This is a genomic window from Litorisediminivivens sp. KMU-197 (genome assembly GCF_056858395.1).
In genome coordinates, this window is sequence record NZ_JBXEQG010000001.1 from 137207 (window position 1) to 163989 (window position 26783).

General features: G+C 62.9%; 30 protein-coding genes. 27 read left to right on the forward strand and 3 right to left on the reverse strand.

All coding sequences use genetic code 11. The features are described from left to right. The first annotated feature begins 7 nt into the window (after window positions 1-7). From AC04PT_RS00630 to AC04PT_RS00760, 27 genes are all read left to right on the forward strand, one after another. The gene (locus AC04PT_RS00630; protein ID WP_482871548.1) at window positions 8-637 is read left to right on the forward strand and encodes an NADH-quinone oxidoreductase subunit C; all 630 of its coding nucleotides are present in this window, start codon (window positions 8-10) and stop codon (window positions 635-637) included. After that, on the forward strand, window positions 637-810 hold the full coding sequence (locus AC04PT_RS00635; protein WP_482871549.1) for a hypothetical protein: 174 nt from the start codon (window positions 637-639) through the stop codon (window positions 808-810). The genes AC04PT_RS00630 and AC04PT_RS00635 overlap by 1 nt, the downstream gene beginning before the upstream one ends. A gap of 187 nt (window positions 811-997) precedes the next feature. Then, window positions 998-1816 (forward strand): hypothetical protein, encoded by an 819-nt coding sequence (locus tag AC04PT_RS00640; RefSeq protein ID WP_482871550.1) that lies wholly within the window; start codon window positions 998-1000, stop codon window positions 1814-1816. Between the two features lie 49 nt (window positions 1817-1865). Further along, window positions 1866-3086, forward strand: a complete 1221-nt coding sequence (locus tag AC04PT_RS00645; protein WP_482872418.1) for an NADH-quinone oxidoreductase subunit D — start codon at window positions 1866-1868, stop codon at window positions 3084-3086. Continuing rightward, window positions 3083-3370 carry a hypothetical protein gene (locus tag AC04PT_RS00650; protein ID WP_482871551.1) on the forward strand — a complete coding sequence of 96 codons (288 nt, stop codon included), beginning with the start codon at window positions 3083-3085 and terminating at the stop codon, window positions 3368-3370. Before AC04PT_RS00645 ends, AC04PT_RS00650 begins: the two co-directional genes overlap by 4 nt. Before the next feature lie 34 nt (window positions 3371-3404). Beyond that, window positions 3405-3953 carry a hypothetical protein gene (locus AC04PT_RS00655; protein ID WP_482871552.1) on the forward strand — a complete coding sequence of 183 codons (549 nt, stop codon included), beginning with the start codon at window positions 3405-3407 and terminating at the stop codon, window positions 3951-3953. Then, on the forward strand, window positions 3953-5191 hold the full coding sequence (locus AC04PT_RS00660) for an NADH-quinone oxidoreductase subunit E (protein WP_482871553.1): 1239 nt from the start codon (window positions 3953-3955) through the stop codon (window positions 5189-5191). Before AC04PT_RS00655 ends, AC04PT_RS00660 begins: the two co-directional genes overlap by 1 nt. Window positions 5192-5210: 19 nt before the next feature. Continuing rightward, the gene (locus AC04PT_RS00665; protein WP_482871554.1) at window positions 5211-5429 is read left to right on the forward strand and encodes a DUF5337 domain-containing protein; all 219 of its coding nucleotides are present in this window, start codon (window positions 5211-5213) and stop codon (window positions 5427-5429) included. Between the two features lie 16 nt (window positions 5430-5445). Then, on the forward strand, window positions 5446-6744 hold the full coding sequence (gene nuoF, locus AC04PT_RS00670) for an NADH-quinone oxidoreductase subunit NuoF (RefSeq protein WP_482871555.1): 1299 nt from the start codon (window positions 5446-5448) through the stop codon (window positions 6742-6744). Window positions 6745-6752: 8 nt separating this feature from the next. Beyond that, the gene (locus AC04PT_RS00675; RefSeq protein WP_482871556.1) at window positions 6753-7097 is read left to right on the forward strand and encodes a hypothetical protein; all 345 of its coding nucleotides are present in this window, start codon (window positions 6753-6755) and stop codon (window positions 7095-7097) included. Beyond that, on the forward strand, window positions 7094-7486 hold the full coding sequence (locus AC04PT_RS00680) for a DUF5333 domain-containing protein (protein WP_482871557.1): 393 nt from the start codon (window positions 7094-7096) through the stop codon (window positions 7484-7486). Before AC04PT_RS00675 ends, AC04PT_RS00680 begins: the two co-directional genes overlap by 4 nt. Window positions 7487-7491: 5 nt before the next feature. Further along, entirely contained in the window at window positions 7492-9513 is a 2022-nt protein-coding gene (nuoG, locus tag AC04PT_RS00685) for an NADH-quinone oxidoreductase subunit NuoG (RefSeq protein ID WP_482871558.1), read from the forward strand. Window positions 9514-9554: 41 nt separating this feature from the next. Further along, a complete protein-coding gene (locus AC04PT_RS00690; RefSeq protein WP_482872419.1) occupies window positions 9555-9911 on the forward strand; it encodes a hypothetical protein in 357 nt (118 codons plus the stop codon). Between the two features lie 6 nt (window positions 9912-9917). After that, a complete protein-coding gene (nuoH, locus tag AC04PT_RS00695; RefSeq protein WP_482871559.1) occupies window positions 9918-10958 on the forward strand; it encodes an NADH-quinone oxidoreductase subunit NuoH in 1041 nt (346 codons plus the stop codon). A gap of 1 nt (window position 10959) precedes the next feature. Then, window positions 10960-11217: a hypothetical protein gene (locus AC04PT_RS00700; RefSeq protein ID WP_482871560.1), complete on the forward strand. Its 258-nt coding sequence runs from the start codon at window positions 10960-10962 to the stop codon at window positions 11215-11217. Next, window positions 11217-11711 carry an NADH-quinone oxidoreductase subunit NuoI gene (gene nuoI / locus AC04PT_RS00705; protein ID WP_482871561.1) on the forward strand — a complete coding sequence of 165 codons (495 nt, stop codon included), beginning with the start codon at window positions 11217-11219 and terminating at the stop codon, window positions 11709-11711. Before AC04PT_RS00700 ends, nuoI begins: the two co-directional genes overlap by 1 nt. Then, window positions 11708-12118 carry a carboxymuconolactone decarboxylase family protein gene (locus AC04PT_RS00710; protein ID WP_482871562.1) on the forward strand — a complete coding sequence of 137 codons (411 nt, stop codon included), beginning with the start codon at window positions 11708-11710 and terminating at the stop codon, window positions 12116-12118. Before nuoI ends, AC04PT_RS00710 begins: the two co-directional genes overlap by 4 nt. Then, window positions 12115-12717: an NADH-quinone oxidoreductase subunit J gene (locus AC04PT_RS00715; RefSeq protein ID WP_482871563.1), complete on the forward strand. Its 603-nt coding sequence runs from the start codon at window positions 12115-12117 to the stop codon at window positions 12715-12717. Before AC04PT_RS00710 ends, AC04PT_RS00715 begins: the two co-directional genes overlap by 4 nt. Window positions 12718-12887: 170 nt before the next feature. Continuing rightward, on the forward strand, window positions 12888-13064 hold the full coding sequence (locus AC04PT_RS00720) for a hypothetical protein (RefSeq protein WP_482871564.1): 177 nt from the start codon (window positions 12888-12890) through the stop codon (window positions 13062-13064). 98 nt (window positions 13065-13162) lie between these two features. Beyond that, window positions 13163-13468, forward strand: a complete 306-nt coding sequence (gene nuoK / locus AC04PT_RS00725) for an NADH-quinone oxidoreductase subunit NuoK (RefSeq protein WP_482871565.1) — start codon at window positions 13163-13165, stop codon at window positions 13466-13468. A 4-nt stretch (window positions 13469-13472) separates the two neighbouring features. Then, entirely contained in the window at window positions 13473-15545 is a 2073-nt protein-coding gene (gene nuoL / locus AC04PT_RS00730) for an NADH-quinone oxidoreductase subunit L (RefSeq protein ID WP_482871566.1), read from the forward strand. Next, window positions 15545-17086, forward strand: coding sequence for an NADH-quinone oxidoreductase subunit M (locus tag AC04PT_RS00735; protein ID WP_482871567.1), 1542 nt, complete (start codon window positions 15545-15547; stop codon window positions 17084-17086). The genes nuoL and AC04PT_RS00735 overlap by 1 nt, the downstream gene beginning before the upstream one ends. A 12-nt stretch (window positions 17087-17098) precedes the next feature. Continuing rightward, window positions 17099-18538, forward strand: a complete 1440-nt coding sequence (gene nuoN, locus AC04PT_RS00740) for an NADH-quinone oxidoreductase subunit NuoN (RefSeq protein WP_482871568.1) — start codon at window positions 17099-17101, stop codon at window positions 18536-18538. Window positions 18539-18595: 57 nt separating this feature from the next. Beyond that, window positions 18596-19339, forward strand: coding sequence for a biotin--[acetyl-CoA-carboxylase] ligase (locus AC04PT_RS00745; protein WP_482871569.1), 744 nt, complete (start codon window positions 18596-18598; stop codon window positions 19337-19339). A 15-nt stretch (window positions 19340-19354) separates the two neighbouring features. Then, the gene (locus AC04PT_RS00750; RefSeq protein WP_482871570.1) at window positions 19355-20137 is read left to right on the forward strand and encodes a type III pantothenate kinase; all 783 of its coding nucleotides are present in this window, start codon (window positions 19355-19357) and stop codon (window positions 20135-20137) included. Further along, the gene (locus AC04PT_RS00755) at window positions 20127-21794 is read left to right on the forward strand and encodes a ribonuclease J (protein ID WP_482871571.1); all 1668 of its coding nucleotides are present in this window, start codon (window positions 20127-20129) and stop codon (window positions 21792-21794) included. Before AC04PT_RS00750 ends, AC04PT_RS00755 begins: the two co-directional genes overlap by 11 nt. Window positions 21795-21889: 95 nt before the next feature. Continuing rightward, window positions 21890-22315, forward strand: coding sequence for an OsmC family protein (locus AC04PT_RS00760; RefSeq protein WP_482871572.1), 426 nt, complete (start codon window positions 21890-21892; stop codon window positions 22313-22315). A gap of 42 nt (window positions 22316-22357) precedes the next feature. Here AC04PT_RS00760 and AC04PT_RS00765 read toward each other — a convergent pair whose 3' ends face one another. The 3 genes from AC04PT_RS00765 to AC04PT_RS00775 form a co-directional block, all read right to left on the reverse strand. Further along, window positions 22358-23776, reverse strand: a complete 1419-nt coding sequence (locus tag AC04PT_RS00765; protein ID WP_482871573.1) for a DEAD/DEAH box helicase — start codon at window positions 23774-23776, stop codon at window positions 22358-22360. Between the two features lie 224 nt (window positions 23777-24000). Next, complete coding sequence (locus AC04PT_RS00770; RefSeq protein WP_482871574.1) at window positions 24001-24942, reverse strand: glycosyltransferase family 2 protein; 942 nt, start codon at window positions 24940-24942, stop codon at window positions 24001-24003. Further along, a complete protein-coding gene (locus AC04PT_RS00775; protein ID WP_482871575.1) occupies window positions 24939-26717 on the reverse strand; it encodes a glycosyltransferase family 2 protein in 1779 nt (592 codons plus the stop codon). Before AC04PT_RS00775 ends, AC04PT_RS00770 begins: the two co-directional genes overlap by 4 nt. Window positions 26718-26783: the final 66 nt, after the last annotated feature.

Genomic DNA, 26783 nt, shown 5'->3' on the forward strand with positions numbered 1-26783 from the left:
CACCGGCATGACCACAGCAATGCAAGAGCTTGGCGCGCATATCGAGATGAAACGGCCCGACTGCATCCTGTCGTGGTCGGTTGATCGTGGCGAACTGAATGTCGAGGCCTCGCTGGCCAATCTGACCGGGCTGGTGGAGTTTCTCAAGAACGATCCGAATTGCCAGTTCTCGTCGCTGGTCGATATCACCGCGGTCGACTACCCGGCGCGGCAGAAGCGTTTCGATGTGGTCTATCACTTCCTGTCGATGTACCAGAACCACCGCATCCGCCTGCGCGTCCACGTGCGCGAAGAGGACATGGTGCCCTCAATCACCGGCATCCACCCCTCGGCCGACTGGTTCGAGCGCGAGGTTTTCGACATGTTCGGCATCCTGTTCTCGGGTCACCCTGACCTGCGGCGGATCCTTACCGACTATGGATTCCGCGGATATCCGCTGCGCAAGGACTTCCCGACCACCGGCTATACGGAGGTGCGCTATGACGAGGCGCAGAAGCGCGTGGTCTATGAGCCGGTTTCGCTGGTTCAGGAATACCGGCAGTTCGACTTCATGTCCCCCTGGGAGGGCGCGGAATACATCCTGCCCGGTGATGACAAGACCGCGCCCGACGGCCATGTCAGCAAGGAGGCCAAGTGATGGGTACGCTGATCTGGATCGTCCTCGCCGTCCTGACCGTCATTCCGATGATGAAGCTTCTGCCGCACTTCGGGTACGACAAGCTCTGGGCTTTGGCCTGCTTGATCCCGCTGGGCACGATCATCCTGTTGTGGCTGATGGCCACCAAGCTTCAGGAACTGGAGAAGCGATGAGCGGCCGTCTGGCAATTTCGGCAGTTCCGTCCGGCAGTTGCGACGCCGGCGCACGGATTGGCCCCGTCCGCGACACGCGGCGACCGTTGGAACAGCGGGGTATCGCATGAGCGCGGTGTCTGCAAAACTACCGTCGGGCGTGCCGGGTGGCAGGGGCCTGAAACACGTCGACAAGGCCGTGCGTGGCATGTTTCGGGCGCTGTCGGGTCCGTCAGTGCCGCTGGAGCGTGTGGTGATCGGTCTCGGCGCTCAAAAGGCCGGCACGTCCTGGCTTGCCTGGACGCTGGAGCAGCACCCGGCGATCTATTCCTGGCGGAAAGAGGTGCATTACTGGGACAGCGTGCGCTATCCCTACACCCTGTGGGATCGGATCGACCGTGTGCTCGCGTCGAAGAGACCGCGGCAGGGTTCGCCCTTCGGCTATAATCCGGACGACCATCGCCGCTATCTGCCCTGCCTCGAATTCGGTCGCCGCGCGGAGAGTATCGTGATCGACTTCACGCCCTCCTATGCGCTCTGCACGTCGGCGACCTTTGCCGAAATGAAAGCGGTGCATGATGATGTCCGCTTCATTTTCCTGATGCGCGACCCCGTGGAACGGCTGTGGTCCGGCATGCGCCACAAGATGCGTGCAGTGCTGACGCGAGAGCCCAAGTTCGAGGGTCTTGAAAGGATGTTGCTCGAGGCCTGCGACAACCCGCATGATCCGGATTTCAGGCGGTCTCGCTATGATGAAACGATACAGGCGCTCGAGGCAGCCGGGTGCAAATGCCATGTCGCTTTCTTCGAGACTCTGTTCGAGCCGGAAACAGTAGCTGATGTCGCACATTTCGTCGGCGTGGATCACCTCGCGGCCGATTTCGACGCGCAGCGCAACGCCGGTGTGGGTAACCGCAGCGGGCTAAGTTCGTCAGCACGAGAAAAGGCCCGGCAAGCGCTTGACGAAACCTATGCGTTCATATTCGAGCGCTACACCGACAAGGTGCCGCCGGCATGGCTACATTAGGGAACGACACTGTCGCGAAGGCGCGGCAAGGAATGGATTGGATCACATGATGGACGGAACCAAGGGATTCGATGACGCCCTGTCCGGGGAACAGAAGATCCGCAACTTTAACATCAACTTCGGCCCGCAACACCCTGCGGCGCACGGGGTTCTTCGGCTTGTTCTGGAACTCGACGGCGAGATCGTGGAACGCTGCGACCCGCATATCGGTCTGCTCCACCGCGGCACCGAGAAGCTGATGGAGAGCCGCACCTACCTTCAGAACCTGCCCTATTTCGACCGGTTGGACTATGTGGCACCGATGAACCAGGAGCATGCCTGGTGCTTGGCGATCGAAAAGCTGACAGGGGTGGAGGTCCCGCGCCGCGCCTCGCTGATCCGGGTGCTTTATTCCGAGATCGGGCGCATCCTGAACCACCTGCTGAACGTGACCACGCAGGCCATGGACGTGGGCGCGCTGACGCCGCCGCTCTGGGGCTTCGAGGAACGCGAGAAGCTGATGATCTTCTACGAGCGGGCCTGCGGCGCGCGCCTGCACGCGGCGTATTTCCGGCCCGGCGGCGTGCACCAAGACTTGCCGCCAGACCTGATCGACGATATTGAGGCTTGGGCGCACGAATTTCCAAAGGTGCTAGACGACATCGACGGCTTGCTGACCGAGAACCGCATCTTCAAGCAGCGCAATGCCGATATCGGCGTGGTCACCGAAGAAGACATTCAGAACTGGGGCTTTTCCGGTGTCATGGTGCGCGGCTCCGGCCTCGCCTGGGACCTCCGTCGCGCGCAGCCCTACGAATGCTATGACGAGTTCGAATTCCAGATCCCAGTCGGCAAGAATGGCGACTGCTTTGACCGCTACCTCGTCCGCATGGAAGAGATGCGCCAGTCGCTCAAAATCATCCACCAGGCGATTGCCAAGCTGCGCGCGCCGGACGGGCAGGGCGAGATTCTGGCGCGTGGCAAGATCACCCCGCCGTCGCGCAGCGAGATGAAGACCTCGATGGAAGCACTGATCCACCATTTCAAGCTCTATACCGAAGGCTTCCACGTACCAGCGGGCGAGGTTTATGCCGCAGTGGAAGCGCCCAAGGGCGAATTCGGCGTCTACCTTGTGGCCGACGGCACTAACAAACCCTATCGCGCCAAACTGCGCGCGCCGGGCTTCCTGCATCTTCAGGCCATGGATTATGTCGCGGGCGGCCACCAACTGGCCGACGTAGCGGCGATCATTGGCACCATGGACGTTGTTTTCGGAGAAATCGACCGGTGAGCCATACGCGCCTCGCATACGGGCTGGCCGGTCTGGCTGCGCTGTCCGCCTGCACCGAGGTGCCGGGCGGAGCGGCGCGCGTCGAGGCTGCCAGTTTCGACGAGGCGGTGGCGACGCTGGGCTGCAGCATGGTGTCCGAGGCTGATTTCGGTGCGGTCGAGTTTCAGGCCAACCTGACCCGTGAAGAGGTCAAGACGATCCTCGGCCGCAAGCTTGCGCGGAACGAGGCGGAGCGGCTGGACAACGGCGGCGTACGGCTGACCAGCGGGGCCTGTGCCGCATGATCCGGGATGCGCGGACATATGAAGGGGGGCGGGCATGACCGGAACTCCGACACGAGGGCGCGATCCCTCGACCGTGGTGCTGGCGGCCTCGACTCTGGTAGCGGCGCTGTTTGTCGCTGTGCAGGCCTTTTATGCGCGGACCTCCTTTGTGCAGGCGTCCGAAACGCGGTTCCTCGAACGCAAGCTGGACCTCTGCTTCGACAATTTCGACGCCGCCGCGCAACTCGATCGCGAATTGCGTGCCGCGGTTCCGGAAATGATGACCTCGGATGTCTGGCCCCCGCAGATCGAGATCACCAGTGCCGCCCGTCTGGCGCGGTTTCACCGCGATGTGGTGCCGCGTCTCGACGCGCTTGAGGCCGGGCTGACCAAGGCCAGCGTGCTGGAAAGCCTCGACAAGTACCGCGCCTACCTGGCACAGCGCGTGCGCGGCCTGTCAAAGCGGCTTCTGGACATCACGCCGTCGGACCTCGGTGCCGACAACACGGACACTCAAGCGGTCTTTGCCGCGATAAGCGAATTTCTGGGCGGGCAATACCAGGTCTTGACCGGTTGCCGTCTGGTTGCGGAAGGAAAAGCCTGATGCTGCGACGTTTGCATCCCGATCAACCCGACAGCTTCGAATTCACCGAGGCCAACCTGGCCTGGGCCGAGGCACAGGTGACGAAATATCCGGAGGGCCGTCAGGCAAGCGCCGTGATCCCAATCCTGTGGCGCGCGCAGGAGCAGGAAGGCTGGCTGAGCCGTCCGGCCATCGAATACGTGGCCGAGATGCTGGGCATGGCCTATATCCGGGTGCTCGAAGTGGCCTCTTTCTACTTCATGTTCCAGCTGCAACCGGTTGGTAGCGTTGCGCATATTCAAATCTGCGGCACCACCTCCTGCATGATCTGCGGCGCCGAGGACCTGATGGCCGTGTGCAGCGACAAGATCGCCGCGAAGCCGCACCAGCTGTCCGCCGACGGCAAGTTTTCGTGGGAAGAGGTCGAGTGTCTGGGCGCCTGTGCCAACGCGCCGATGGCGCAGATCGGCAAGGATTACTACGAGGACCTGACCACCGAGCGTCTGGCCGAGATCATCGACGAGATGGCGGCGGGCAACGTGCCGGTACCGGGGCCGCAAAACGGGCGCTATACATCGGAGCCCGCGTCCGGGCTGACCAGCCTCAAGGATCATCAGGACGGTAAGCACAAGTATAACGCCTCCGCGCAATTGGCGACCGACATCGGCGACACCATAAAGCGTATTGATGGCACCGAGGTCCCGCTCTCTGCATCTTGGCAGAAGGGGGCCAACCACGGCGACGCGCCTGCGCAATCGCTGCACGCGAAGACGAAAGAGCCGCGCCCGGCCGAGGGCGTTCCGGCGGACGAGACCGGCATCGACACCCGCGAGGCGCATGCCATGGAGACCGGCCGTCCGCCCAGCGACAGCGAGCCCAAGGTCTCTGATATCGACACGGTCGCGCCCGAGGACACGGTGGAGGCAAAACCGGGCATTTCCGAAGACGCCAATACGTCGTCGCAGCGCTCTGCCGAGGACAACACGGCCCAGCTCGGCTCCAAGCCGAAAACGCTCGATGCGCCACGCGACGGCAAGGCAGACGACCTCAAGAAGATCAAGGGAATCGGGCCGAAGCTTGCGAAACTGTGCAATGATCTCGGCTTCTACCACTTCGACCAGATCGCCAACTGGAGCGCGGACGAGGTGGCCTGGGTCGATCACAACCTCGAAGGCTTCAAGGGCCGGGTAGAGCGTGACAACTGGGTCGAACAGGCCCGCGACCTCGCTAACGGCGACACCGGCACCAAGGGTGCGTGACGACGGGGGCTGAAACAGGATGGACCGCGACGCGGAACAGGCACTGGCACGGCAGGGGCGCCTCACAGCGCTGGTGATCGCCGGTACGATGCTGATCTGGCTCGCGGCCCAGTTCATCGGGCCGAGGATCGGTCTTCCCGGGCGCTTCGCGCTGCTGGTCGACCTTCTGGCCTTGGCGGCGTTCATCTGGGCGTTCGTCAACATTTATCAGATCTGGCGCAAGCGTCAGGACAAGTAGGAAGGTGGCAGGGCTCATGCTGCAGGATCAGGACCGGATCTTTACCAACATCTACGGGATGCATGACCGGACGCTGGACGGCGCCAAGAAGCGCGGCCATTGGGATGGCACCGCCGACATCATCGCCAAGGGCCGCGACTGGATCATCGACCAGATGAAAGCGTCCGGGCTGCGCGGTCGTGGCGGCGCGGGTTTCCCGACGGGTCTCAAGTGGTCGTTCATGCCCAAGGAAAGCGATGGCCGCCCGGCCTATCTTGTGGTCAATGCCGACGAATCCGAGCCCGGCACTTGCAAGGACCGCGAGATCATGCGTCACGACCCGCATACGCTGGTCGAAGGCTGCCTGATCGCCAGCTTCGCGATGCAGGCCCACGCCTGCTATATCTACATCCGCGGCGAATACATCCGCGAGCGCGAGGCGTTGCAGATCGCTATCGACGAAGCCTATGACGCGGGTCTTGTGGGCAAGAACGCCGCAGGGTCGGGTTGGGACTTCGACATTTACCTGACGCACGGCGCCGGCGCTTATATCTGCGGCGAGGAAACCGCCCTGATCGAAAGCCTCGAAGGCAAGAAGGGCATGCCCCGGATGAAGCCGCCGTTCCCGGCGGGAGCGGGCCTCTACGGTTGTCCCACGACCGTGAACAACGTCGAATCCATCGCCGTGGTGCCCACCATCCTTCGGCGCGGCCCGGAATGGTTCGCCGGCTTCGGCCGTCCCAACAACGCGGGCACCAAGCTGTTCGCGGTCTCGGGCCACGTCAACAATCCCTGCGTGGTAGAAGAGGCTATGTCTATCTCCTTCGAGGAGCTGATCGACAAGCACTGTGGGGGTATACGCGGCGGCTGGGACAACCTTCTGGCGGTGATCCCCGGTGGCTCGTCCGTGCCCTGCGTGCGCGGCGAGAACATGAAAGACGCTATCATGGATTTCGACTACCTCCGCAATGAACTGGGCTCCGGCCTCGGCACGGCGGCGGTGATCGTGATGGACAAGCAGACCGACATCATCAAGGCAATCTGGCGTCTGTCGAAGTTTTACAAGCACGAAAGCTGCGGCCAGTGCACGCCTTGCCGCGAAGGCACCGGCTGGATGATGCGGGTGATGGAGCGGCTGGTGCGGGGCGAGGCCGAGGTCGAGGAAATCGACATGCTGTTCGACGTCACCAAGCAGGTCGAGGGCCACACCATCTGCGCCCTGGGCGATGCGGCGGCCTGGCCGATCCAGGGTTTGATCAAGAACTTCCGCGAAGAGATCGAAGACCGCATCAAGGCACAAAAAACCGGGCGCATGGGCGCCATGGCGGCGGAGTGAACGCGATGATGCGACCCCTTTCCCTGGTTCTGACCGGCGCGCTGGCCCTTTCGGCCTGCGGGCTGTTTCAGGGCAGCAGCGGCGAAGATGGCAAGCGCATCACCTTCGACGGACAGGTCTTTCGTGGCACCGCAAAGCCTGTGGACAGGGCCGATCGCCGCCACTTCATCGCCTCTGCGGGCCCGGCCTCGCGTAGTATGGCGGGTGTGCGAGAGGCGGTGCGCTACGAAGGCACGAAATATTGCATCAGCTGGTTCGGCATTTCCGATATCGAATGGGAGATCGACCCGCAGGCAGAGACGCTGCCTGTCACCGGCGACAAAGTCATCCTGCGGGGAACCTGCCTCGAATGAAACGCCTGACGCTCATATCCCTGCTGCTGGCCAGCCCCGCGCTGGCCCTGCAACCGCTGTCCGAGGTCAAGCCGATCAATGACGGTCTGCGCGCGGTGATGATTGCCGATCAGATCCGCATTGCCTGCCCGACGATCAGCGCACGGATGATCGCCGGCTGGTCCTTTGTGCGCGGGCTGGAGCGTACCGCGCGTGAGATGGGCTACAGCGACCAAGAGATCGAGGATTTCGTGGAATCCAAGGAGGACCGGCGCCGGCTCGAGGGTGAGGCCAGCGCCTATATGACACGGGGCGGCGTCAAGGCGGGTGAGCCCGAGACCTATTGCGCGCTGGGCCGCGAAGAGATTGCGAAGGACAGCCAGATCGGCGCCTTCCTGAGAGCGAAGTGAGAGCCATGAGCGACCTGAAGAAGATCATCATCGACGGCAACGAGATCGAGGTGGACGGGGCGATGACCCTGATCCAGGCCTGCGAACAGGCCGGGATCGAGGTGCCGCGCTTCTGCTATCACGAACGTCTGTCGATCGCCGGCAACTGCCGCATGTGCCTTGTCGAGGTCGTGGGCGGCCCGCCGAAGCCCGCTGCGAGTTGCGCGATGCAGGTGCGCGACCTGCGCCCCGGCCCGGAAGGCCAGCCGCCGGTGGTCAAGACCAATTCGCCCATGGTCAAGAAGGCCCGCGAAGGGGTGATGGAGTTCCTGCTCATCAATCACCCGCTGGACTGCCCGATCTGCGACCAGGGCGGCGAATGCGATTTGCAAGACCAGGCGATGGCTTACGGGGTGGACTTCAGCCGCTACCGCGAACCCAAGCGTGCGGTGGACGATCTGAACCTCGGCCCGCTGGTCGAGACCCACATGACCCGCTGCATCTCCTGCACCCGCTGCGTGCGCTTCACGACCGAGGTCGCGGGCATCACCCAGATGGGCCAGACCGGCCGCGGCGAGGATGCCGAAATCACCGCCTACCTGGGCGAGACGCTGGATTCGAACCTGCAAGGCAACATCATTGACCTCTGCCCGGTGGGCGCTCTGGTGTCGAAACCCTATGCCTTCACCGCGCGGCCCTGGGAACTGTCGAAAACCGAGACCGTCGACGTGATGGACGCCCTAGGGTCAAACATCCGCGTCGACACCAAGGGCCGCGAAGTCATGCGCATCCTGCCACGCAACCATGACGGCGTGAACGAAGAGTGGATCTCTGACAAGACCCGCTTCGTCTGGGACGGTCTGCGCCGCCAACGTCTTGATAAGCCTTACATCCGCGAGAACGGAAAGCTGCGTCCCGCCACATGGGGCGAGGCACTCGCCAAGGCATCTGACGCCATCAAGGGCGCGTCGAAAGTCGCCGGCCTCGTGGGCGATCTGGTCCCGGTTGAGGCCGCCTTTGCACTGAAACAAATGGTCGAGGGGCAGGGCGGCAACGTCGAATGCCGCACCGACGGAGCGAAATTGCCAGCTGGCAATCGCTCGGGCTATATCGGCACCGCGTCGATCGAGGATATCGACACCGCCGGCGCCATCATGCTGATAGGCACCAACCCTGCGGTCGAGGCCCCTGTGCTGAACGCCCGCATCCGCAAGGCCTGGGCGCGTGGGGCCAAGGTAGGCGTCGTGGGCGAGGCGGTCGATCTGACGTTCGACTATTTCCACCTTGGCAGCGACCGCGCGGCCCTGGACAAATTGGTCAAGGGCGACAACTCGGATGCGCTGGGCCGCGAAACACTGGTGATCGTCGGTCAGGGCGCGATCCGCGAGGCCGATGGCGCAGCGGTGCTGGGCAAGGCGATGGAGTTCGCCGCCAACACGGAATCCAAGTTCCTCGTTCTGCATTCGGCGGCCAGCCGCGTCGGCGCGATGGACGTGGGCGCGGTGACCGAAGGCGGCATGGACGCCGCCATGGACGGCGCCGACGTGGTCTATAACCTCGGCGCGGACGAGATTGAAATCGGTGAGGGGCCCTTCGTGATCTATCAGGGCAGCCACGGCGATCGCGGCGCGCACCGTGCCGACGTGATCCTGCCGGGTGCGGCCTATACCGAGGAGAACGGGCTTTTCGTCAACACCGAAGGCCGTCCGCAACTGAGCTTGCGTGCCGGTTTCGCCCCGGGCGAAGCCAAGGAAAACTGGGCGATCCTGCGGGCGCTTTCGGGCGAGATGGACGCGAAACTGCCTTTCGACAGCCTTGCGCAGCTGCGCCAGGCGCTGGTCAAGGCGGTACCGCATCTGGGCAAGATCGACGAGGTGGCCGAAAATGCTTGGCAGCCGATCGAAGCCGGAAAGATGGGCGATGCCGATTTCCGCGGCGCAGTCAGTGATTTCTATCTGACCAATCCGATCGCTCGCTCCAGCGCGCTGATGGCGGAACTGAGCGCGGCCCACAAGGCCCGGACGGAGAAGCGAATTGCTGCGGAATGATCCGGCATACCTGGATAGCGGCGACGCTGCTGCCTGCAACAATGCTTGCGGGGTGCGATATGCCTGAGACCGCGCAGGACATCCCGTTCGAGCCCGTCTACAAGGGCATCGAGACTCGTTTGCTCGAAGGTGACTTGGTCAGTTTCCACGTGGAGATGACCGGCGCCCGCGATGCTGACGATGTGGGTGACTACGCTGAATGCGCCGCGGCGCAATATACGCTGATCCGCGGCTACGGATTTGCGCGCCATGTGCGCACGACGACAAAAGAAGAGGCTGGCCTTTGGCGGGGCGATGCGGTTTACACCATCTCGCCGTCGCTGCCGGATGGACTGAAGAAGATAGATGCCGAGGTCGCGGTGGCAGAGTGCCGTGCGCTTGGCATTCCGACTGTGTGAGGGACCATGTCTGAATTCTTTGTAACAAGCCCGATCGGAATTGGCCTCACGATCCTCGCGCAGTGCCTGCTGGTGCTGGGCTTCGTGATGATTTCGCTGCTGTTCCTCGTCTATGGCGACCGCAAGATCTGGGCGGCGGTGCAAATGCGTCGCGGTCCCAACGTGGTGGGCGTCTTCGGGTTGCTGCAATCGGTGGCCGACGCGCTGAAATACGTGGTGAAGGAAGTCGTGGTCCCTGCCGGCGCCGACAAGACGGTGTTCTTCCTCGCGCCGATGATGTCCTTTGTCCTCGCCGTGATCGCCTGGGCTGTGATCCCCTTTGCCGACGGCTGGGTGCTGGCGGACCTCAACGTCGCCATCCTTTACGTCTTCGCCATGTCCTCGCTCGAGGTTTACGGTGTGATCATGGGCGGCTGGGCGTCGAACTCGAAATACCCGTTTTTGGGGTCGCTTCGTTCGGCCGCGCAGATGATTTCCTATGAGGTGTCGATCGGCCTGATCATCATCGGCATCATCATTTCGACCGGTTCGCTGAACTTCGGTGACATCGTTCATTCGCAGGACGGCCGCTTCGGGTTCTTTTCGTGGTACTGGCTGCCGCACTTCCCGATGGTGTTCCTGTTCATCATCTCCTGCCTCGCAGAAACCAACCGCCCGCCCTTCGACCTGCCGGAAGCGGAGTCCGAGCTTGTCGCCGGTTATCAGGTGGAGTATTCCGCGACGCCCTTCCTGCTGTTCATGGCCGGCGAATACATCGCCATCTTCCTGATGTGCGCCCTGATCTCGCTGTTGTTCTTCGGTGGCTGGCTGTCTCCGATCCCGGGCTTGCCGGATGGCGCCTTGTGGATGGTCGGCAAGATGGCATTCTTTTTCTTCATCTTCGCAATGGTGAAGGCAATCACCCCGCGCTATCGCTATGACCAGTTGATGCGCCTTGGCTGGAAGGTGTTCCTGCCGTTCAGCCTGGTCTGGGTGGTCTTCGTGGCCTTCGCCGCCAAGTTCGACTGGTTCTGGGGCGCCTATGCCCGCTGGACCGTAGGAGGCTGAGATGTCCAAACTGAAAGACGCAATCCTCGACGCGAAATACATCGACATGATCGCGCTGGCCGATTTCGTGGTCACCGACTGCGGGCTGCCGGATTATGACGAGGCCGGCAATCCGCTACCGCAGCAGAACGAAGTCGCGGCAGCGATCTTCCGCTGGGCGGCTAAGCAGGAGGCAGAGGCCAAAGCGCCGACGGCAACCGTGGCGAACGGGTCCGACAGCCGCAAGACGGACGATAGCGTCGCGGAAGGGAAAGACTGATGGCAAATATCGATTACGGTCGCGCGGCGAAGTACTTTCTGCTGGCCGACTTCATCAAGGGCTTCCAGCTGGGGCTGAAGTATTTCTTCGCCCCCAAGGCGACGCTGAACTATCCGCACGAGAAGGGGCCTCTGTCGCCCCGGTTCCGCGGCGAGCACGCCCTGCGCCGCTATCCCAACGGCGAAGAGCGTTGCATCGCCTGCAAGTTGTGCGAGGCGATCTGCCCGGCGCAGGCGATCACCATCGACGCCGAGCCGCGCGAGGACGGAAGTCGCCGCACCACGCGATATGACATCGACATGACCAAATGCATCTATTGCGGCTTCTGTCAGGAGGCCTGTCCGGTCGATGCCATCGTGGAAGGCCCCAACTTCGAATTCGCCACCGAAACCCGCGAAGAGTTGTTCTACGACAAGGCCAAGCTCTTGGAAAACGGCGAACGCTGGGAAGCCGAGATCGCTGCAAACCTCGCCGTGGACGCGCCCTACAGATGAGTGACGCAAAGACCCCATTCGAGCTGATGATGAGCCAAGCGCAGGAAATGGCCAAGGCCTTCAATCCGGCGCTCGAGACATTCTCGCCCAAGGGGTTCGAGACGCTCTGGCCGACCATGCCGAAAGAGATGATGGAGATGGCTTTCGGTCGCGGGATCTCGAAAGAGGGGCTGGACGCCAAGACGCGGTTGCTGCTGACGCTGGCCGGCCTGACGATGCAGGGCGCGCAAGCGGAAACGCCGTTCCGCATGACGGTGCGCCACGCCCGCGAGGCCGGCGCCACCAAGGATGAAATTGCCGAGACCATCGCGCAGATGTCGATGTTCGCCGGCCTTCCTGCGATGAACCGGGCCATGGAACTGGCCCGCGACGTCATGGACGATGACAAAGAGGATGACGCAACATGATGGTGTTCGCCTTCTACCTGTTCGCACTCAGCACGATTGCCGGGGGCCTGTTCACCGTGATCGCGCGGAACCCGGTGCACTCGGTGCTCTGGCTGATCCTCGCGTTCCTGTCCTCGGCGGGGCTCTTTGTCCTGCTGGGCGCGGAGTTCGTGGCGATGCTGCTGATCATCGTCTACGTCGGCGCCGTGGCGGTGCTGTTCCTCTTCGTGGTGATGATGCTCGATGTCGACTTTGCCGAACTGAAGGCCGAGATGGCGCAATACATGCCGCTCGCGTTGCTGATTGGCGTGGTGCTGCTGATGCAGGTCGGCATGGCAGTCGGCAGCTGGACCAGCTCCGAGGCGGCGGAAGGGCTTCGGGCGCACGTGACGCCGGTCGACGTGCACAACACGCACGCGCTGGGGGTGATCCTTTACGACCGCTACTTCCTGTTGTTCCAACTTGCCGGTCTGATCCTGCTGGTTGCCATGGTGGGCGCCATCGTGCTGACCCTGCGCCACCGCACCGATGTCAAACGTCAGGACGTGTTGGCGCAGATGTACCGAGACCCGGCCAAAGCGATGGAACTGAAGGACGTGAAGCCGGGGCAGGGGCTTTAGGCTTGACCCCGCCCCGGACCTGATCCGGACCTCCTGCCGAGGGGCGGCGCAAGACTACACCGACAGGACGGACCCAATTTCGGGAACGGCAACAGCAAAGACGGCGGGAAGATCCCGCAGGAACGTGAAGAGGAAGACGCGGCACGAGACTGAAAGAGGGACCGGGGATCATGCGCGTAGCCACGAACATGCTGATCTTTTTCGTGATACTGGGCGTGCTCTACTGGATCTGGACCAGCGAAGACGGCCGGAACCTGGTGTGGGAGGTTCGCGAAGGCTTGGAAAAAGCCGGTAGCGCCACAGTCGATGGGTTCGGCCGCGCCCTTTGCAAGGGCCTCGGCTGCTGAAGATGGAATGACACCGGGCCGCATGGGGCCGGACGAATGGGCCTGTGGGCCTGGCGAAGACAACGACCAACGCGGGCAGAGGCCCGGAGGGACGACAGATGATAGGACTTGAACATTACCTGACGGTGGCGGCGACGCTGTTTGTCATCGGCATTTTCGGCCTTTTCCTCAACCGCAAGAACGTGATCATCCTGCTCATGTCGATCGAGTTGATGCTGCTGGCGGTCAATATCAACCTCGTCGCCTTTTCTGCGTATCTGGGTGATCTCGTGGGGCAGGTCTTCACGCTCTTCGTGCTGACGGTCGCGGCGGCCGAGGCGGCGATCGGGCTTGCCATCCTCGTCTGCTTCTTCCGCAACCGCGGCACCATTGCCGTGGAAGACGTCAACGTGATGAAGGGGTAGAGACATGGAAAGCATCATCCTCTTTTCCCCGCTCTTGGGCGCGATCATCGCAGGCTTCGGCTGGCGGCTGGTCGGTGAACGCGGTGCCATGTGGATTTCCACCGGGTTGCTGTTTCTGGCCTGCGCCTTTTCGTGGATCGTTTTCCTCACCCACGGCGCGGACACCCAGCACATCCAGATCCTGCGCTGGATCGAGAGCGGCTCGCTGTCGACCGACTGGGCAATACGTCTGGACCGTCTGACCTCGATCATGCTGATCGTGGTGACGACGGTGTCGGCGCTGGTTCACCTCTACAGTTTCGGCTACATGGACCATGACCCGCAGTGGCGCGAAGGTGAGGTCTACAAGCCGCGCTTCTTCGCCTACCTGTCGTTCTTTACTTTCGCCATGCTGGCGCTGGTCACGTCGGACAACCTTGTCCAGATGTTCTTCGGCTGGGAGGGCGTGGGTGTCGCCTCTTACCTGCTGATTGGCTTCTACTACCGCAAACCGTCCGCCAATGCCGCCGCGATAAAGGCCTTCGTTGTCAACCGCGTCGGCGACTTCGGCTTCGCGCTGGGGATCTTCGGCCTTTTCTACCTGACCGACTCGATCAAATTCGACGACGTCTTCGCCGCAGCACCCGAGCTCGCCAATATCCAGCTCGAGTTTCTCTGGACCGAGTGGAACGCCGCCAATCTGATCGCCTTCCTGTTGTTCGTGGGCGCGATGGGCAAGTCGGCGCAGTTGTTCCTGCACACCTGGCTGCCGGACGCGATGGAAGGCCCGACGCCGGTGTCGGCGCTGATCCACGCCGCAACCATGGTCACCGCCGGTGTCTTCCTGGTCTGCCGCATGTCGCCGCTGATGGAGTTCGCGCCCGAGGCCACCACCTTCATTACCTTCATGGGCGCGGCCACGGCCTTTGTCGCCGCCACCATTGGGCTGGTTCAGAACGACATCAAGCGCGTCATCGCCTATTCAACCATGAGCCAGCTGGGCTACATGTTCGTGGCCGCCGGCGTCGGCGTCTATTCGGTGGCGATGTTCCACCTGTTCACCCACGCCTTCTTTAAAGCGATGCTGTTCCTTGGCGCCGGCTCGGTCATCCATGCGATGCACCACGAACAGGACATGCGGAACTACGGCAATCTGCGCAAAAAGATCCCGTATACCTTCTGGGCGATGATGATCGGCACGCTGGCGATCACAGGCGTCGGCATCCCGCTGACCGGCTGGATCGGCTTTGCCGGTTTCGCCTCGAAGGATGCGGTGATCGAAAGCGCCTATGTCGGCACCGCCGGGGGCTTTGCCTTCTGGGCGCTGGTGGTCGCGGCGCTGTTCACTAGCTTCTATTCCTGGCGTCTGATGTTCATGACCTTCTACGGCAAGCAGCGCGGCGACAAGCACACGCACGAGCATGCGCATGAAAGCCCGATGGTCATGCTGATACCGCTGGGCGTTCTGGCCGTCGGCTCGGTGTTTGCCGGCGCCATCTGGTACAGCGCGTACTTCGGCAAGCCCAACGAGGTCGTGAAGTTCTTCGGCGGCAAATACGGCGAACCCACGGCCGAACTGGTCGAGGCCGTCAAGGAGCGCAGCCCCAAGGCATCGGACCTGCACTACGTGATGGAAAGCGAACCAGGCGAGGCCGCGATCTACATGGCACCGGAAAACACCGTGCTGCATGAGGCGCATTACGTGCCGACCTGGGTCAAGCTGTCACCCTTCATCGCCATGCTGATCGGGTTCGGCGTCGCCTTCTGGTTCTACATCCTGAACCCCGCGATGCCCCGCAAGCTGGCCGAGCAGCAGCGCCCGCTGTACCTGTTCCTGCTCAACAAATGGTACTTCGACGAGGCTTATGACGCGATCTTCGTGCAACCCGCCAAGGCGCTTGGCCGGTTCTTCTGGAAACGCGGCGACGAGGGCACCATCGACGGCACCATAAACGGAGTCTCGATGGGCGTGGTGCCGTTTTTCACCCGTCTCGCCGGCCGCTTCCAGACCGGCTACATCTTCAGCTACGCCTTTGCCATGGTGATCGGGGTCGTGATCCTGATTACGTGGATCACCATCGGCGGAGGAGCGCACTGATGGACAACCTGCTTTCCATTGTCACCTTCATCCCTGCGCTGGGTGCTCTGATCCTGGGCGTCTTCCTGCGCGGCGAGGACGAGGCCGCCAACCGCAATGCCAAGTGGCTGGCGCTGATCGCCACCTCGGCAACCTTCCTGATCTCGCTGTTCATCCTGGCGCAGTTCGATCCCAACGACACCGGTTTCCAGTTCGTCGAAGAGGGCGAGTGGCTGCTGGGCCTGAACTACAAGATGGGCGTCGACGGCATCAGCGTGCTGTTTGTGCTGCTCACCACCTTCATCATGCCGCTCTGCATCGCCGCAAGCTGGGATGTGAAGGTGCGGGTCAAGGAATACATGATTGCCTTCCTCGTTCTGGAAACGCTGATGCTCGGGGTCTTCATGGCGCTCGATCTGGTGCTGTTCTACCTGTTCTTCGAGGCCGGGCTGATCCCGATGTTCCTGATCATCGGAATCTGGGGCGGCAAGAACCGGATCTACGCCTCGTTCAAATTCTTCCTGTATACCTTCCTCGGCTCGGTGCTGATGCTGGTGGCGATGGTGACCATGTTCGCCCAGGCCGGCACCACAGACATTCCGACTCTGATGAACCACGAATTCGGGTCCGAGAGCTTCTCGGTCCTGGGTATTCACGTGGTGGGCGGCGTGCAGACGCTGATGTTCCTAGCGTTCTTTGCCAGCTTCGCGGTGAAGATGCCGATGTGGCCGGTCCACACCTGGCTGCCCGACGCGCACGTGCAGGCGCCGACCGCAGGCTCGGTGGTGCTGGCGGCGATCCTGTTGAAAATGGGCGGCTACGGTTTCCTGCGTTTCAGCCTGCCGATGTTCCCAGTGGGGTCTGATGTGCTTGCGCCGCTGGTGCTGTGGATGTCGGCCATTGCCATCGTCTACACGTCGCTGGTGGCGCTGGTGCAGGAGGACATGAAGAAGCTGATCGCGTATTCGTCTGTCGCGCACATGGGGTACGTGACAGCCGGCATCTTCGCCGCCAACCAGCAGGGCATCGACGGCGCGATCTTCCAGATGATCTCGCACGGGTTCATCTCGGGCGCGCTCTTTCTGTGTGTCGGCGTGATCTACGACCGGATGCACACCCGCGAGATTGACGCCTACGGCGGCCTCGTGAACCGTATGCCGGCCTATGCGCTGATCTTCATGCTGTTCACCATGGCGAACGTCGGCCTGCCGGGCACCTCCGGCTTCGTGGGCGAATTCCTGACGCTCATGGGCATCTTCCAGGTCAACACATGGGTCGCAGCGACCGCGACCTCGGGCGTGATCCTCTCGGCGGGCTATGCGCTCTGGCTCTACCGCCGGGTCGTGTTCGGCGACCTCATCAAGGAAAGCCTTCGCACCATCACCGACATGACCCGCCGCGAAAAGGCGATCTTCGCACCGCTGGTGGTGATGACGATCCTGCTGGGCGTCTATCCGGCGCTTGTCACCGACATCATCGGGCCCTCGGTCGAGGCGCTCGTGGGCAATTACCAGACGGCACTGGCCGCATCCGCGGATGCGATCCAGGTTGCCGGACACTAAGGGGGCCGGAGCATGATCCAGGCTGATCTCAACATCATCCTCCCCGAGATCGTGATCTCGGTCTACGCCATGCTCGCGCTGGTAGGGGCGGTCTATACCGCCAAGGACGGCATTGCCGGCGTGCTGACATGGGTCACCGCGGGGCTCTTCGTGGTGGCGGCCTTCTGGATCGGCGGTAGCGGCGACGGCACCCATCTGGCCTTCGGCGGCATGTTCGTCGACGATGCCTTCGCGCGTTTCGCCAAGGTGACGCTGCTTCTGTCCGCCGCCGCCGTGCTGGTGATGAGCCAGGGGTACATGGCCGCACGCGGCATCCTGAAATTCGAATACCCGCTGCTGATCGCGCTGGCCGTGGTCGGCATGATGATGATGGTCTCGGCGGGCGACCTGATGGCGCTTTACATGGGGCTGGAACTGCAGTCGCTGGCGCTCTACGTCGTGGCCGCCCTGCGCCGTGACAGCGTGAAATCAACCGAGGCCGGGTTGAAGTACTTCGTTCTCGGCGCCCTGTCGTCGGGCCTGCTGCTCTACGGTGCTTCGCTGACCTACGGCTATACGGGCACCACCCTGTTTGCCGGTATCATCCAGGCGACCGGGGGCGAGGTCTCGCTCGGGCTGCTCTTCGGCCTGGTGTTCATGGCCTGCGGCTTCGCCTTCAAGGTCTCGGCGGTGCCGTTTCACATGTGGACGCCCGACGTCTACGAAGGCTCGCCCACCCCGGTTACTGCCTTCTTCGCCACCGCGCCCAAGGTTGCGGCAATGGCGCTGTTTGCCCGCGTGTTGCATGACGCCTTTGGCGGCATAACAGGCGACTGGCAGCAGATCGTGGTGTTCCTGTCGATCCTGTCGATGTTCCTTGGGGGTATCGCGGCCATCGGGCAGAAAAATATCAAGCGGCTCATGGCCTATTCCTCGATTGCTCATATGGGCTATGCGCTGATGGGTCTTGCCGCCGGGACGGCGTTCGGCGTGCAGGCGATGCTGATCTACATGGCGATCTACGTCACCATGAATGTCGGCACCTTCGCTTTCATCATGTCGATGGAAAAGGACGGCGCTCCGGTGACCTCGATCGACTCGCTGCATCTGTATTCGCGACGTGAGCCGGGTAAGGCGCTGGCGATGCTGATCCTGCTGTTCTCGCTGGCCGGCGTACCGCCGCTGGTGGGCTTCTTCGGCAAGTTCTACGTGTTGCGGGCCGCCGTCGAGGCCGATCTGTTCTGGCTGGCCATCGCCGGCGTGGTGGCCTCGGTGATCGGCGCCTTCTACTACCTGCGCATCGTGTTCTACATGTACTTCGGGGACGAGCCGGACGAGGTGCTGGACCGAAACAAGTCGCCGGTGCTCTACGGCTTCCTGATGGCGAGCGCGGCGGCGATGCTGATCGGTGTCGTCAACCTTTTCGGGATTGAGGGCGTGGCGGCGACTGCGGCGGCGACGCTTGTCAACTGAACTGTCTGATCTGGGGGGCTGCCCTCGGATGCCTCCGGCGGGAGTTTACCTGGCAAGATGAAGGACCCGGTATGGCCTGAAGGATATGTGCGGCACGTGCTGGACGAGGTGGACAGCACCAATGCCGAAGCGGTGCGCCGAGCCGCGGACCTGACCGGGCCCGAGTGGATCCTCGGGCTGCGGCAGACCGCGGGCAAGGGGCGTCGCGGAAGGCCTTGGGCTGATCCCGAAGGCAACTTCGCGGCGACATTGGTGCTTCCGGATCCGGGCGCTCCGATGCAGGCGGCACTGCGGTCCTTCGTGGCGGCGCTGGCGCTCTACGACGCCTTTGTCGTCGTCTCCGGCCGAACCGAAGGCTTTGCGATGAAGTGGCCCAACGACGTGCTTCTGAACGGCGGCAAGGTGGCCGGCATCCTGCTCGAGCGGATCGGCCTCGGCACTCTGGCAATCGGGATCGGCGTCAACCTGGCCAAGGCCCCGCGCCTTGACGCGGTGGAGGCCGGTGCGCACCGCCCGGTGTCCCTGCTGTCCGAGACCGGGGTTGCGATCAGCGCGGAGGATTTCCTGACCCCGCTGGCCGAGGCCTATGCCCGGCACGAAACCAGCTTCGCGACCTATGGTTTCACGCCTATCCGCGAGGCTTGGCTGGCGCGTGCGGCGAAGCTGGGCGAGGTGATCACGGCGCGAACCGGCAATTCCGAGACTGTCGGCACCTTCCTCGACATCGACGCCACCGGCAACCTCGTCCTGCAGACCGCACAGTCGCGTGTGGCGATCCCCGCAGCGGACGTCTATTTCTGAAAAGGGGCAGAACCCATGCTTCTGTGCATCGACTGCGGCAACACCAACACCGTCTTCTCGATCTGGGACGGGACGAAGTTCCTCTGCACCCTGCGCACCTCGACCCACCACGCGCGCACGGCGGATGCCTATTTCACCTGGTATTCGACGCTGGTGAAACACTACGGAATCGACGCCGACATCACCGCGGTCATCATCTCGACGACGGTGCCACGCGTCGTGTTTAACCTGCGGGTCTTCGCCGACCGGTTCTTCGGCTGCCGGCCCATCGTGGTGGGCAAGCCCGAATGCCGTCTGCCGATCCCGCCGCGAGTCGATGCGGGTACCGCGGTGGGGCCGGACCGGCTGGTCAATACCGCCGGCGCCTTCGACCGCCATGGCGGCGACCTGATTGTCGTCGACTTCGGCACTGCGACCACCTTCGATGTGGTGGCCGAGGACGGTGCCTATGTCGGCGGCGTGATCGCGCCCGGTGTGAACCTCAGCCTCGAGGCGCTGCATATGGGCGCAGCCGCCCTGCCGCACGTGGACATCAGCCAGCCGGACAAGGTAATCGGCACCAATACCGTGCAGTGCATTCAGTCGGGGGTGTTCTGGGGGTATGTCGGTCTGGTCGAGGGCATCACCCGCCGCATCCGCGACGAATACGCGCGGCCGATGCGGATCATCGGCACCGGCGGGCTTGCGCCCTTGTTCGCGCAGGGTCAGATGCTATTTGACACCATCGAAGAAGACCTGACGATGCATGGGCTGACGGTGATCCATGCCTACAACAAGGATATGATCAGTGAGCAGTGAACGCATCATCTACCTGCCCCTCGGCGGGGCGGGCGAAATCGGCATGAATGCCTATGTCTACGGCTATGGCAAACCGGGTCAGGAGCGTCTGATCCTTGTCGATCTGGGCGTCACTTTTCCTGACATGGACGGGACCCCGGGTATCGACCTGATCTTTCCCGACATGACCTGGCTGGTCGAGCGCAAGGACCGGCTCGAGGCGATTTTCATCACCCACGCCCACGAGGATCACGTGGGCGCCGTGCACCAGTTCTGGGAACGTCTTGGAGCGCCGGTCTATGCCCGCGCCTTCACTGCCAATATCGCGCGCCGAAAGATGGCTGAAAAGGGCCTGCCCGAGGCGACAGTGACCACCGTATCGCCCTGGCCCGAGACAACCGAGGCGGGGCCGTTTTCGGTAAGCTACCTGCCGATCTCGCACTCGATCCCGGAAAGCTCGGCCCTGGTGATAGACACGCCGGACGGGCGCGTCGTGCATACCGGCGACTTCAAGCTGGACGAGACCCCGGTGGTGGGCGAGCCCTTCGACCCCGACCTCTGGGCCGAGGTGGCGAAGCCGGGCGTGAAGGCCTTGGTTTGCGATTCCACCAACGTGTTCTCGCTGCATCCCGGGCGCTCGGAAAACTCCGTCGGCCCCGAGATCGAGAAGCTTGTGGCCTCCGCCCCCGGCATGGTCTGCGCCACCACTTTCGCGTCCAACGTGGCGCGCGTGAAGACGCTGGCCGAGGCAGGGCAGCGGGCGGGACGTTCGATCGTGCTGCTGGGCCGCGCCATGCGGCGCATGATCGAAGCCGCCATCGAAACCGGCGTACTGACTGACTTCCCCAAGGTGGTGCCGCCGGAAGAGGCCAGCCAGATCCCGCGTGAAAACCTGATGCTGCTGGTGACGGGGTCCCAGGGCGAACGTCGGGCAGCCTCGGCGCAGCTGGCGCGCGGCAAGTACAATGGATTGGTGTTGCAGGAGGGCGATCTGTTCCTGTTTTCCTCCAAGACCATTCCGGGCAATGAAAAGGGCGTGATCCGCATCATCAACCAGCTTTCCGAGAAGGGAGTGGATGTGGTGGACGATTCGACCGGGCTCTATCACGTGTCCGGGCACGCCAACCGACCGGACCTGGAGCGGATGCAGGATATCGTCCAGCCGCAGATGGTCATCCCCATGCACGGCGAGCACCGTCACCTGCGCGAGCATGTCAAGCTGACGCACGGCAAGGGCCGCGCGGCTGCGCTGGCGGTCAATGGCACGATGTTGAACCTGTCCGGGAATCGTCCCGAGGTGGTGGAGTTCGTTGAAACCGGCCGCGTCTACCTCGATGGCGAGATTCAGGTCGGCGCGCTCGACGGTATCGTGCGGGACCGTATCCGCATGGCACTGAACGGGCATGTGATCGTGACAGTGATCCTCGACGAGGACGACGAGCCGCTCGGCAATCCCTGGTGCGAGGTCATGGGGCTGCCGGAGATCGGCAAGAGCCAGGCCCCGCTGGTGGATATCCTTGAAGAAGACCTGTCGCAGTACCTCGGGCGGGCAGGGGACCGCACGCTGACCGATGACAACAAGCTCGATGAGGACATGCGCCGCATCGCACGCAACACCACGAACAGCGAGATCGGCAAGAAGCCCGAGGTCACGGTGATCGTCAGCCGGTTGAGCTGACAAAAAACCTGTGGTGCAGGGGTGTAAAGGCGTTGCTCCGTCCTATTGTCAGGGCGGAGCGGTCGTTGTGACCGTGTGACTGCAGGAGACATGACATGATCAAGAAATCCGGTTCCGCGAATTGGAAGGGTGGCCTCAAGGACGGCAACGGCACGGTGTCGACCGAGTCGGGCGTGCTGGACAAGGTGAACTACGGGTTCAACAAACGCTTCGAGGGTGCACCGGGCAGCAACCCGGAAGAGCTGATCGCAGCGGCCCATGCCAGCTGCTTCTCGATGGCGCTCTCAATGGTGCTGGGCGATGCCGGGTTCACGCCAGACGATATCTCGACCAAGGCAACGGTGTCGTTGGAGCAGAAGGATGGTGGCTTTGCGGTGACGAAGTCTCACCTCAACGTTGAGGCGAAAGTCCCCAATGCCAGCGAAGAAGATTTCATGACGGCGGCCAACGGGGCAAAGGAAAACTGCCCGATCTCTAAGCTGCTGACAGCCGAGATCACCATGGATGCAAAACTGGTCTGAGCCGTGAGGGATGGGTGCTCAGCACCCATCCCGCCACAGATTTCAACCGGCGCGGCGTTCGTCGAAGCTGAGCGCGATGAACTGGGGCATGTGATCGCCCATCCCGACCACCTTGCTGTCGCCCCCACCGCCCGAGCGGGACCGGCCACGGCCACCCCGCGACGATGAACGCTCACGCGGCTCTTGAGCAGGCTTGGCTTTTTCCGCCTTCGGCTTGCGTTCGGCAGGCGCTTCAGCGCGGGTCTCGGCCTTCGAGGCCTCCGCTTTCACCGGCTCGTCACTGGCAGCGCTGCGACGCGGACGCTCTTCGTTTTTCAGCGGGTTATCGATCCGCGGAATTTCCTTCTGGATCAGCTTCTCGATGCCGTCGAAGTTCTTTTCGTCCTTCGGCGTGCAGATCATCATCGCCTTGCCTTCGCGACCCGCGCGGCCTGTCCGGCCAATGCGGTGCACGTAGTCCTCGGAATGGCTCGGCACGTCGTAATTGAATACGTGGCTCACCGCCGGCACATCCAGTCCGCGGGCCGCGACGTCCGAAGCCACGAGGATCCGCAGCTCGCCATTGCGGAAACCGTCAAGCGTGCGGGTGCGCTGCGACTGGTCCAGATCGCCATGGATCGGAGCCGCGTCGAAACCATATTTCTTCAACGATTTAGCGACGATATCCACATCTGTTTTGCGGTTGCAGAAGATGATCGCATTGGTCAGCTTCTCTCCCTCGCCCTCGATCAGGGCGCGCAAGACCTTGCGCTTCTCGCTGCCTTCACGGTCGCGGCGCGAGGCCTTGAACATGACGACGCCCTGTTCAATGGTCTCGGAGGCGGTGGCCTGACGGGCAACCTCAATCCGCTCGGGAGCCGACAGGAAGGTGTCGGTGATGCGCTCGATCTCGGGGGCCATGGTTGCCGAGAAGAACAGCGTCTGGCGGGTAAAGGGCGTCAGCGAGAAGATGCGTTCGATATCGGGGATGAACCCCATGTCGAGCATGCGGTCGGCTTCGTCCACCACCATGACCTGCACGCCGGTCAAAAGCAGCTTGCCGCGTTCGAAATGGTCCAGCAACCGGCCGGGGGTGGCGATCAGCACGTCGACACCCTTGTCGATCAGGAGGTCCTGCTCCTTGAACGACACGCCACCGATCAGCAGAGCCTTGGTCAGCTTCACGTGCTTGGCGTAAGTGTCGAAGTTCTCAGCGACCTGCGCGGCCAGTTCCCGTGTCGGGCAGAGCACCAGCGACCGGGGCATCCGCGCCCGGGCGCGACCGCGGGCCAGCATGGTGATCATCGGCAGCGTAAAGCTTGCCGTCTTGCCGGTGCCGGTTTGCGCGATGCCAAGGACGTCGCGGCCCTGCAGCGCCGCAGGAATGGCGCCCAGCTGAATGGGGGTGGGGGTTTCATAGCCGGCTTCTTCGACGGCTTTGAGGACTTTTGGATTGAGATCCAGATCAGAGAATTTGGTCATTAGCGTCCGATGTTTACGGACACCACTCGGCCCGTACGTCTGATTGGGGGCGGCCCGTATGGCCCTGCATTGGCGCAGTTACATTCCCCCGCGCGGGGTATGTAGCGCTCAATCCCGCCGCGGTCAATCTTGCGGCACTGCGGCAGATGAAAATGAGGCAATTTGTCCGTTTTGTAGCGAGGTCTTGTACAAAGACCTCTGCGCACAGGGATTGTTTCCAGGCCTTATTCGGGAAATTGCGCCGTCCGCGCCGCGTCCAGCGCCAGATCATGACGGCGAAGCAGCCCTTCGGCCTCAAGTCGGGTGCAGACTTCGCGATGGGCGACGCAGACCTCGTCGTAAAAAGCGCGGAGCCCGGCCACGCCGGTCTCGGCCTCAATCCGCGAGAAGAGCTGATGAAGCGACAGCCCGCCGGCGACGCGATTCACCTGCGGTTTCAGCTCGGCCCGGTAAGAGCCCTTCTGCATCCGGAAGGTATAGGTGCGTTGCCAATCCTCCCAGCTTTGCGCGTGCAGATGGCAGAGCTCGGTCTCGGGCAGGGGGCATTCGCCGGGGTTCTGCGTGCCGTTGAACAGCACGTTGTGGATCTTGACCTGCAGCCCGTCGATCCCGGTACGATAGAACATCTTGCCCGCAACATGGCTGAGAAAGCCACCCGAAAGGTGGCGGCCAAACGTCGGAAAGACCGTCTCGGACGCACGGCGGCGGTCGGCGGGGCAGAGGTGAAAGGCCTTGAATGCGGTCTCCGGCCGGTCGTCGCCGGGAGGCGCGGCGAGGGCCTCGATCGGTCGGACGCGGGCGCAGAGGCAATCAGGGGGCAGCGCTGCCAGTTGTTCGGCAATGGGGCGCGCAGGCCAGAGGAATTCGTCGACGTCGATATGTGCCAGCCAGTCGACCTCGGTCTTGCGGTTATATGCGTGGCGGGCGTTGAGAAACTGGCGGGATTGGTGCTTGTCGGGGCGTCCGTTCCGTTTCTTCCACCAAGCATCATCACAGGCGACGACCTTGATCTTTGGGTGGGCCTTGAGCCGGTCGTAAACTGCAGTCTCGGGCGCATCGAGATAGAGGTAGACCCGATGAGCACCTCGCTCCAGATGATAGGCCGCGAAATTGAGGATGTCGCATCCGGGTGCCTTGACCGTCGAAACGATGCCCCAGCGGGTCATGCGGCGCCGTCCAGCGCTGCGGGGCCAAAGACCTGCGCAACCTGCGCGTCAAGATCAAGCGCATGGGTGAAAAGCATGTCGTGTGCTTCGAGCCGGGTGCGCAACTCGGGACTGTCGGTGCAAACCTCGTCGAAGAAGTGGCGAAGTCCGTGTTCGCCCTCAGTCTCGAGCACGAAATCGAGAACGTCCGCAAGGCGCATGGCGTCGTCGTCCTCGGGCTTGCGATAGGAGCCACGGGTCAGGCGAAACATCACCCGTTCGCGAAAATGCTCGAACCCGTCAGTGTGGAAGTGCGCAAGCTTCATCTTGGGAAGTTCGGTCTCGTTGCCGACGCTTGCGCCCGCCAGCCTGAGCCCATGAATGCCGAGACGGGCATCGGGGATGCGGGTGCGGGCAAATACCTTGCCGCTGGTGTGGCTGATGAAACCGCCAGTTAGGTAAGCGCCGTAGCCGGGATAGATCGCATCCAGCACGGCGCGTTTCTGGCCGGCCTGCCGGTGGGTCTGCTTGAAGTGGCGGGGCGGGCCATCCAGTGGGGCCAGCAGCTCCACCGGGCGGACGCGGGCCTGGGCGCAGGTGTCGGGGACAAAGCGGAGCCCGCGTGAGACCTCGGTTTCCGAGATGAGGAATTCGTCGGTGTCGACATGAGCGAGGAAATCCAACGCGCAGGCGCGGTAGGCGCGGGTGGCGTTGTGGGCTTGGCGCAGCTGGTGCGCCTCGGGGCGGGGTTTGCCCGCGGCCTGCCAATATGCGTCGTCGCAGGGGGTGACCTGAACCTGCGGATGCGCGGCCAAGAAACCTTCGATCTCGCGCTCCGGTCTGTCGAGGTAGATCGTGACCTGCGAAGCGCCCAGCGACAGGTAATGCGCGGCGAAGCGGGCGACGTCGGACAGGGCGGCATTGGTGGTGCAGACGACGCCCCAGGTGGGCGGCGGACCACGTCGCGGCGGGGCGTGGGGGACCGGGGCGGTGACCTTTGGCTCGGGGCCTCCATCTTTCTCACCCGCTTTGGTGGCGTCACGCTTTTCCCTGCGTTTGCGCATGATGCGGAAGCGGCGGAAGACAGTGCGCGGGTCGTGGATCAGAAGGTCGAGCAGGTGATGCGCGAGAGGTTTGAGCACCGCGTCCTCGGCGGCATCCAGCCACAGCCGGCCCAACATGTTCACGTCAAGCCCCCCGGCGGGCAGATGGAATGCGTCCATCTGCATCGGCAGCGGACCGGTGTCCTTGCCTTTTAGCGGGAAGGGCCGGTCGGCCGGCGTCCCGGAGTAGCGACGCTCGCTCTCGTAGAGCTTCATCGTGCCAAAAAGCACCGTCATCGCCTGACCGATGCGGCGCTGAACGTCGGTTTCGCCGTGGTCACCGAAAGTGGTGAGGGCAGAGACTAGCCAACGCTGGTCGAGGTGCGCCAGCAGGAAGTCGGCTTCCTCTGCCCAGAGCCGGTGGAAGAGCGCAGCGGTGTGCTCGGGCTGGCCGCGTTTGCGCAGGTGGGCGATCAAAAGGCCATGAAGCGCGCAAAGCTCGGGCTTGCCGGCCAGTTCCTCGCGGATTTCCAGCGCTTTGCGGCGATTGGACGACTTGACCGGCCCGGCGCGTTCCGGGTCGTCTCCGGGCTGCGGGACGAGGGCGGTCTTCAGCGGCGCGAGCTCCACGTCAAGCGGCAAAAGCGCCTCGCCCTTGGAGAAGGTCAGCGGCTCGCGCCGGCCCTCCATCTGTTGCAGGACGCCGTCGATGCCGCCTTCAAATGTTGGCTTGCGGGTGGACTCATCACTCATGGCGCGACTGTGTAGGTTTTTCCGGCAACTGGCAATTGCCGGAGCCTAACGGTGCATCATGGCGGT

Excerpts from the sequence above, each read along its gene's own strand:
- AC04PT_RS00735 (WP_482871567.1), top strand. The coding sequence starts at position 15,545 with ATGGACAACCTGCTTTCCATTGTCACCTTCATCCCTGCGCTGGGTGCT.
- AC04PT_RS00680 (WP_482871557.1), top strand. The coding sequence starts at position 7,094 with ATGAAACGCCTGACGCTCATATCCCTGCTGCTGGCCAGCCCCGCGCTG.
- AC04PT_RS00760 (WP_482871572.1), top strand. The coding sequence starts at position 21,890 with ATGATCAAGAAATCCGGTTCCGCGAATTGGAAGGGTGGCCTCAAGGAC.
- AC04PT_RS00690 (WP_482872419.1), top strand. The coding sequence starts at position 9,555 with ATGCTTGCGGGGTGCGATATGCCTGAGACCGCGCAGGACATCCCGTTC.
- AC04PT_RS00765 (WP_482871573.1), bottom strand. The coding sequence starts at position 23,776 with ATGACCAAATTCTCTGATCTGGATCTCAATCCAAAAGTCCTCAAAGCC.
- AC04PT_RS00775 (WP_482871575.1), bottom strand. The coding sequence starts at position 26,717 with ATGAGTGATGAGTCCACCCGCAAGCCAACATTTGAAGGCGGCATCGAC.
- nuoI (WP_482871561.1), top strand. The coding sequence starts at position 11,217 with ATGGCAAATATCGATTACGGTCGCGCGGCGAAGTACTTTCTGCTGGCC.
- nuoF (WP_482871555.1), top strand. The coding sequence starts at position 5,446 with ATGCTGCAGGATCAGGACCGGATCTTTACCAACATCTACGGGATGCAT.
- AC04PT_RS00770 (WP_482871574.1), bottom strand. The coding sequence starts at position 24,942 with ATGACCCGCTGGGGCATCGTTTCGACGGTCAAGGCACCCGGATGCGAC.
- AC04PT_RS00675 (WP_482871556.1), top strand. The coding sequence starts at position 6,753 with ATGCGACCCCTTTCCCTGGTTCTGACCGGCGCGCTGGCCCTTTCGGCC.
- AC04PT_RS00750 (WP_482871570.1), top strand. The coding sequence starts at position 19,355 with ATGCTTCTGTGCATCGACTGCGGCAACACCAACACCGTCTTCTCGATC.
- nuoL (WP_482871566.1), top strand. The coding sequence starts at position 13,473 with ATGGAAAGCATCATCCTCTTTTCCCCGCTCTTGGGCGCGATCATCGCA.
- nuoN (WP_482871568.1), top strand. The coding sequence starts at position 17,099 with ATGATCCAGGCTGATCTCAACATCATCCTCCCCGAGATCGTGATCTCG.
- nuoG (WP_482871558.1), top strand. The coding sequence starts at position 7,492 with ATGAGCGACCTGAAGAAGATCATCATCGACGGCAACGAGATCGAGGTG.
- AC04PT_RS00655 (WP_482871552.1), top strand. The coding sequence starts at position 3,405 with ATGACCGGAACTCCGACACGAGGGCGCGATCCCTCGACCGTGGTGCTG.
- AC04PT_RS00715 (WP_482871563.1), top strand. The coding sequence starts at position 12,115 with ATGATGGTGTTCGCCTTCTACCTGTTCGCACTCAGCACGATTGCCGGG.
- AC04PT_RS00700 (WP_482871560.1), top strand. The coding sequence starts at position 10,960 with ATGTCCAAACTGAAAGACGCAATCCTCGACGCGAAATACATCGACATG.
- AC04PT_RS00640 (WP_482871550.1), top strand. The coding sequence starts at position 998 with ATGTTTCGGGCGCTGTCGGGTCCGTCAGTGCCGCTGGAGCGTGTGGTG.
- AC04PT_RS00720 (WP_482871564.1), top strand. The coding sequence starts at position 12,888 with ATGCGCGTAGCCACGAACATGCTGATCTTTTTCGTGATACTGGGCGTG.
- AC04PT_RS00635 (WP_482871549.1), top strand. The coding sequence starts at position 637 with ATGGGTACGCTGATCTGGATCGTCCTCGCCGTCCTGACCGTCATTCCG.
- nuoH (WP_482871559.1), top strand. The coding sequence starts at position 9,918 with ATGTCTGAATTCTTTGTAACAAGCCCGATCGGAATTGGCCTCACGATC.
- AC04PT_RS00745 (WP_482871569.1), top strand. The coding sequence starts at position 18,596 with ATGAAGGACCCGGTATGGCCTGAAGGATATGTGCGGCACGTGCTGGAC.
- AC04PT_RS00665 (WP_482871554.1), top strand. The coding sequence starts at position 5,211 with ATGGACCGCGACGCGGAACAGGCACTGGCACGGCAGGGGCGCCTCACA.
- AC04PT_RS00710 (WP_482871562.1), top strand. The coding sequence starts at position 11,708 with ATGAGTGACGCAAAGACCCCATTCGAGCTGATGATGAGCCAAGCGCAG.
- nuoK (WP_482871565.1), top strand. The coding sequence starts at position 13,163 with ATGATAGGACTTGAACATTACCTGACGGTGGCGGCGACGCTGTTTGTC.
- AC04PT_RS00645 (WP_482872418.1), top strand. The coding sequence starts at position 1,866 with ATGGACGGAACCAAGGGATTCGATGACGCCCTGTCCGGGGAACAGAAG.
- AC04PT_RS00660 (WP_482871553.1), top strand. The coding sequence starts at position 3,953 with ATGCTGCGACGTTTGCATCCCGATCAACCCGACAGCTTCGAATTCACC.
- AC04PT_RS00630 (WP_482871548.1), top strand. The coding sequence starts at position 8 with ATGACCACAGCAATGCAAGAGCTTGGCGCGCATATCGAGATGAAACGG.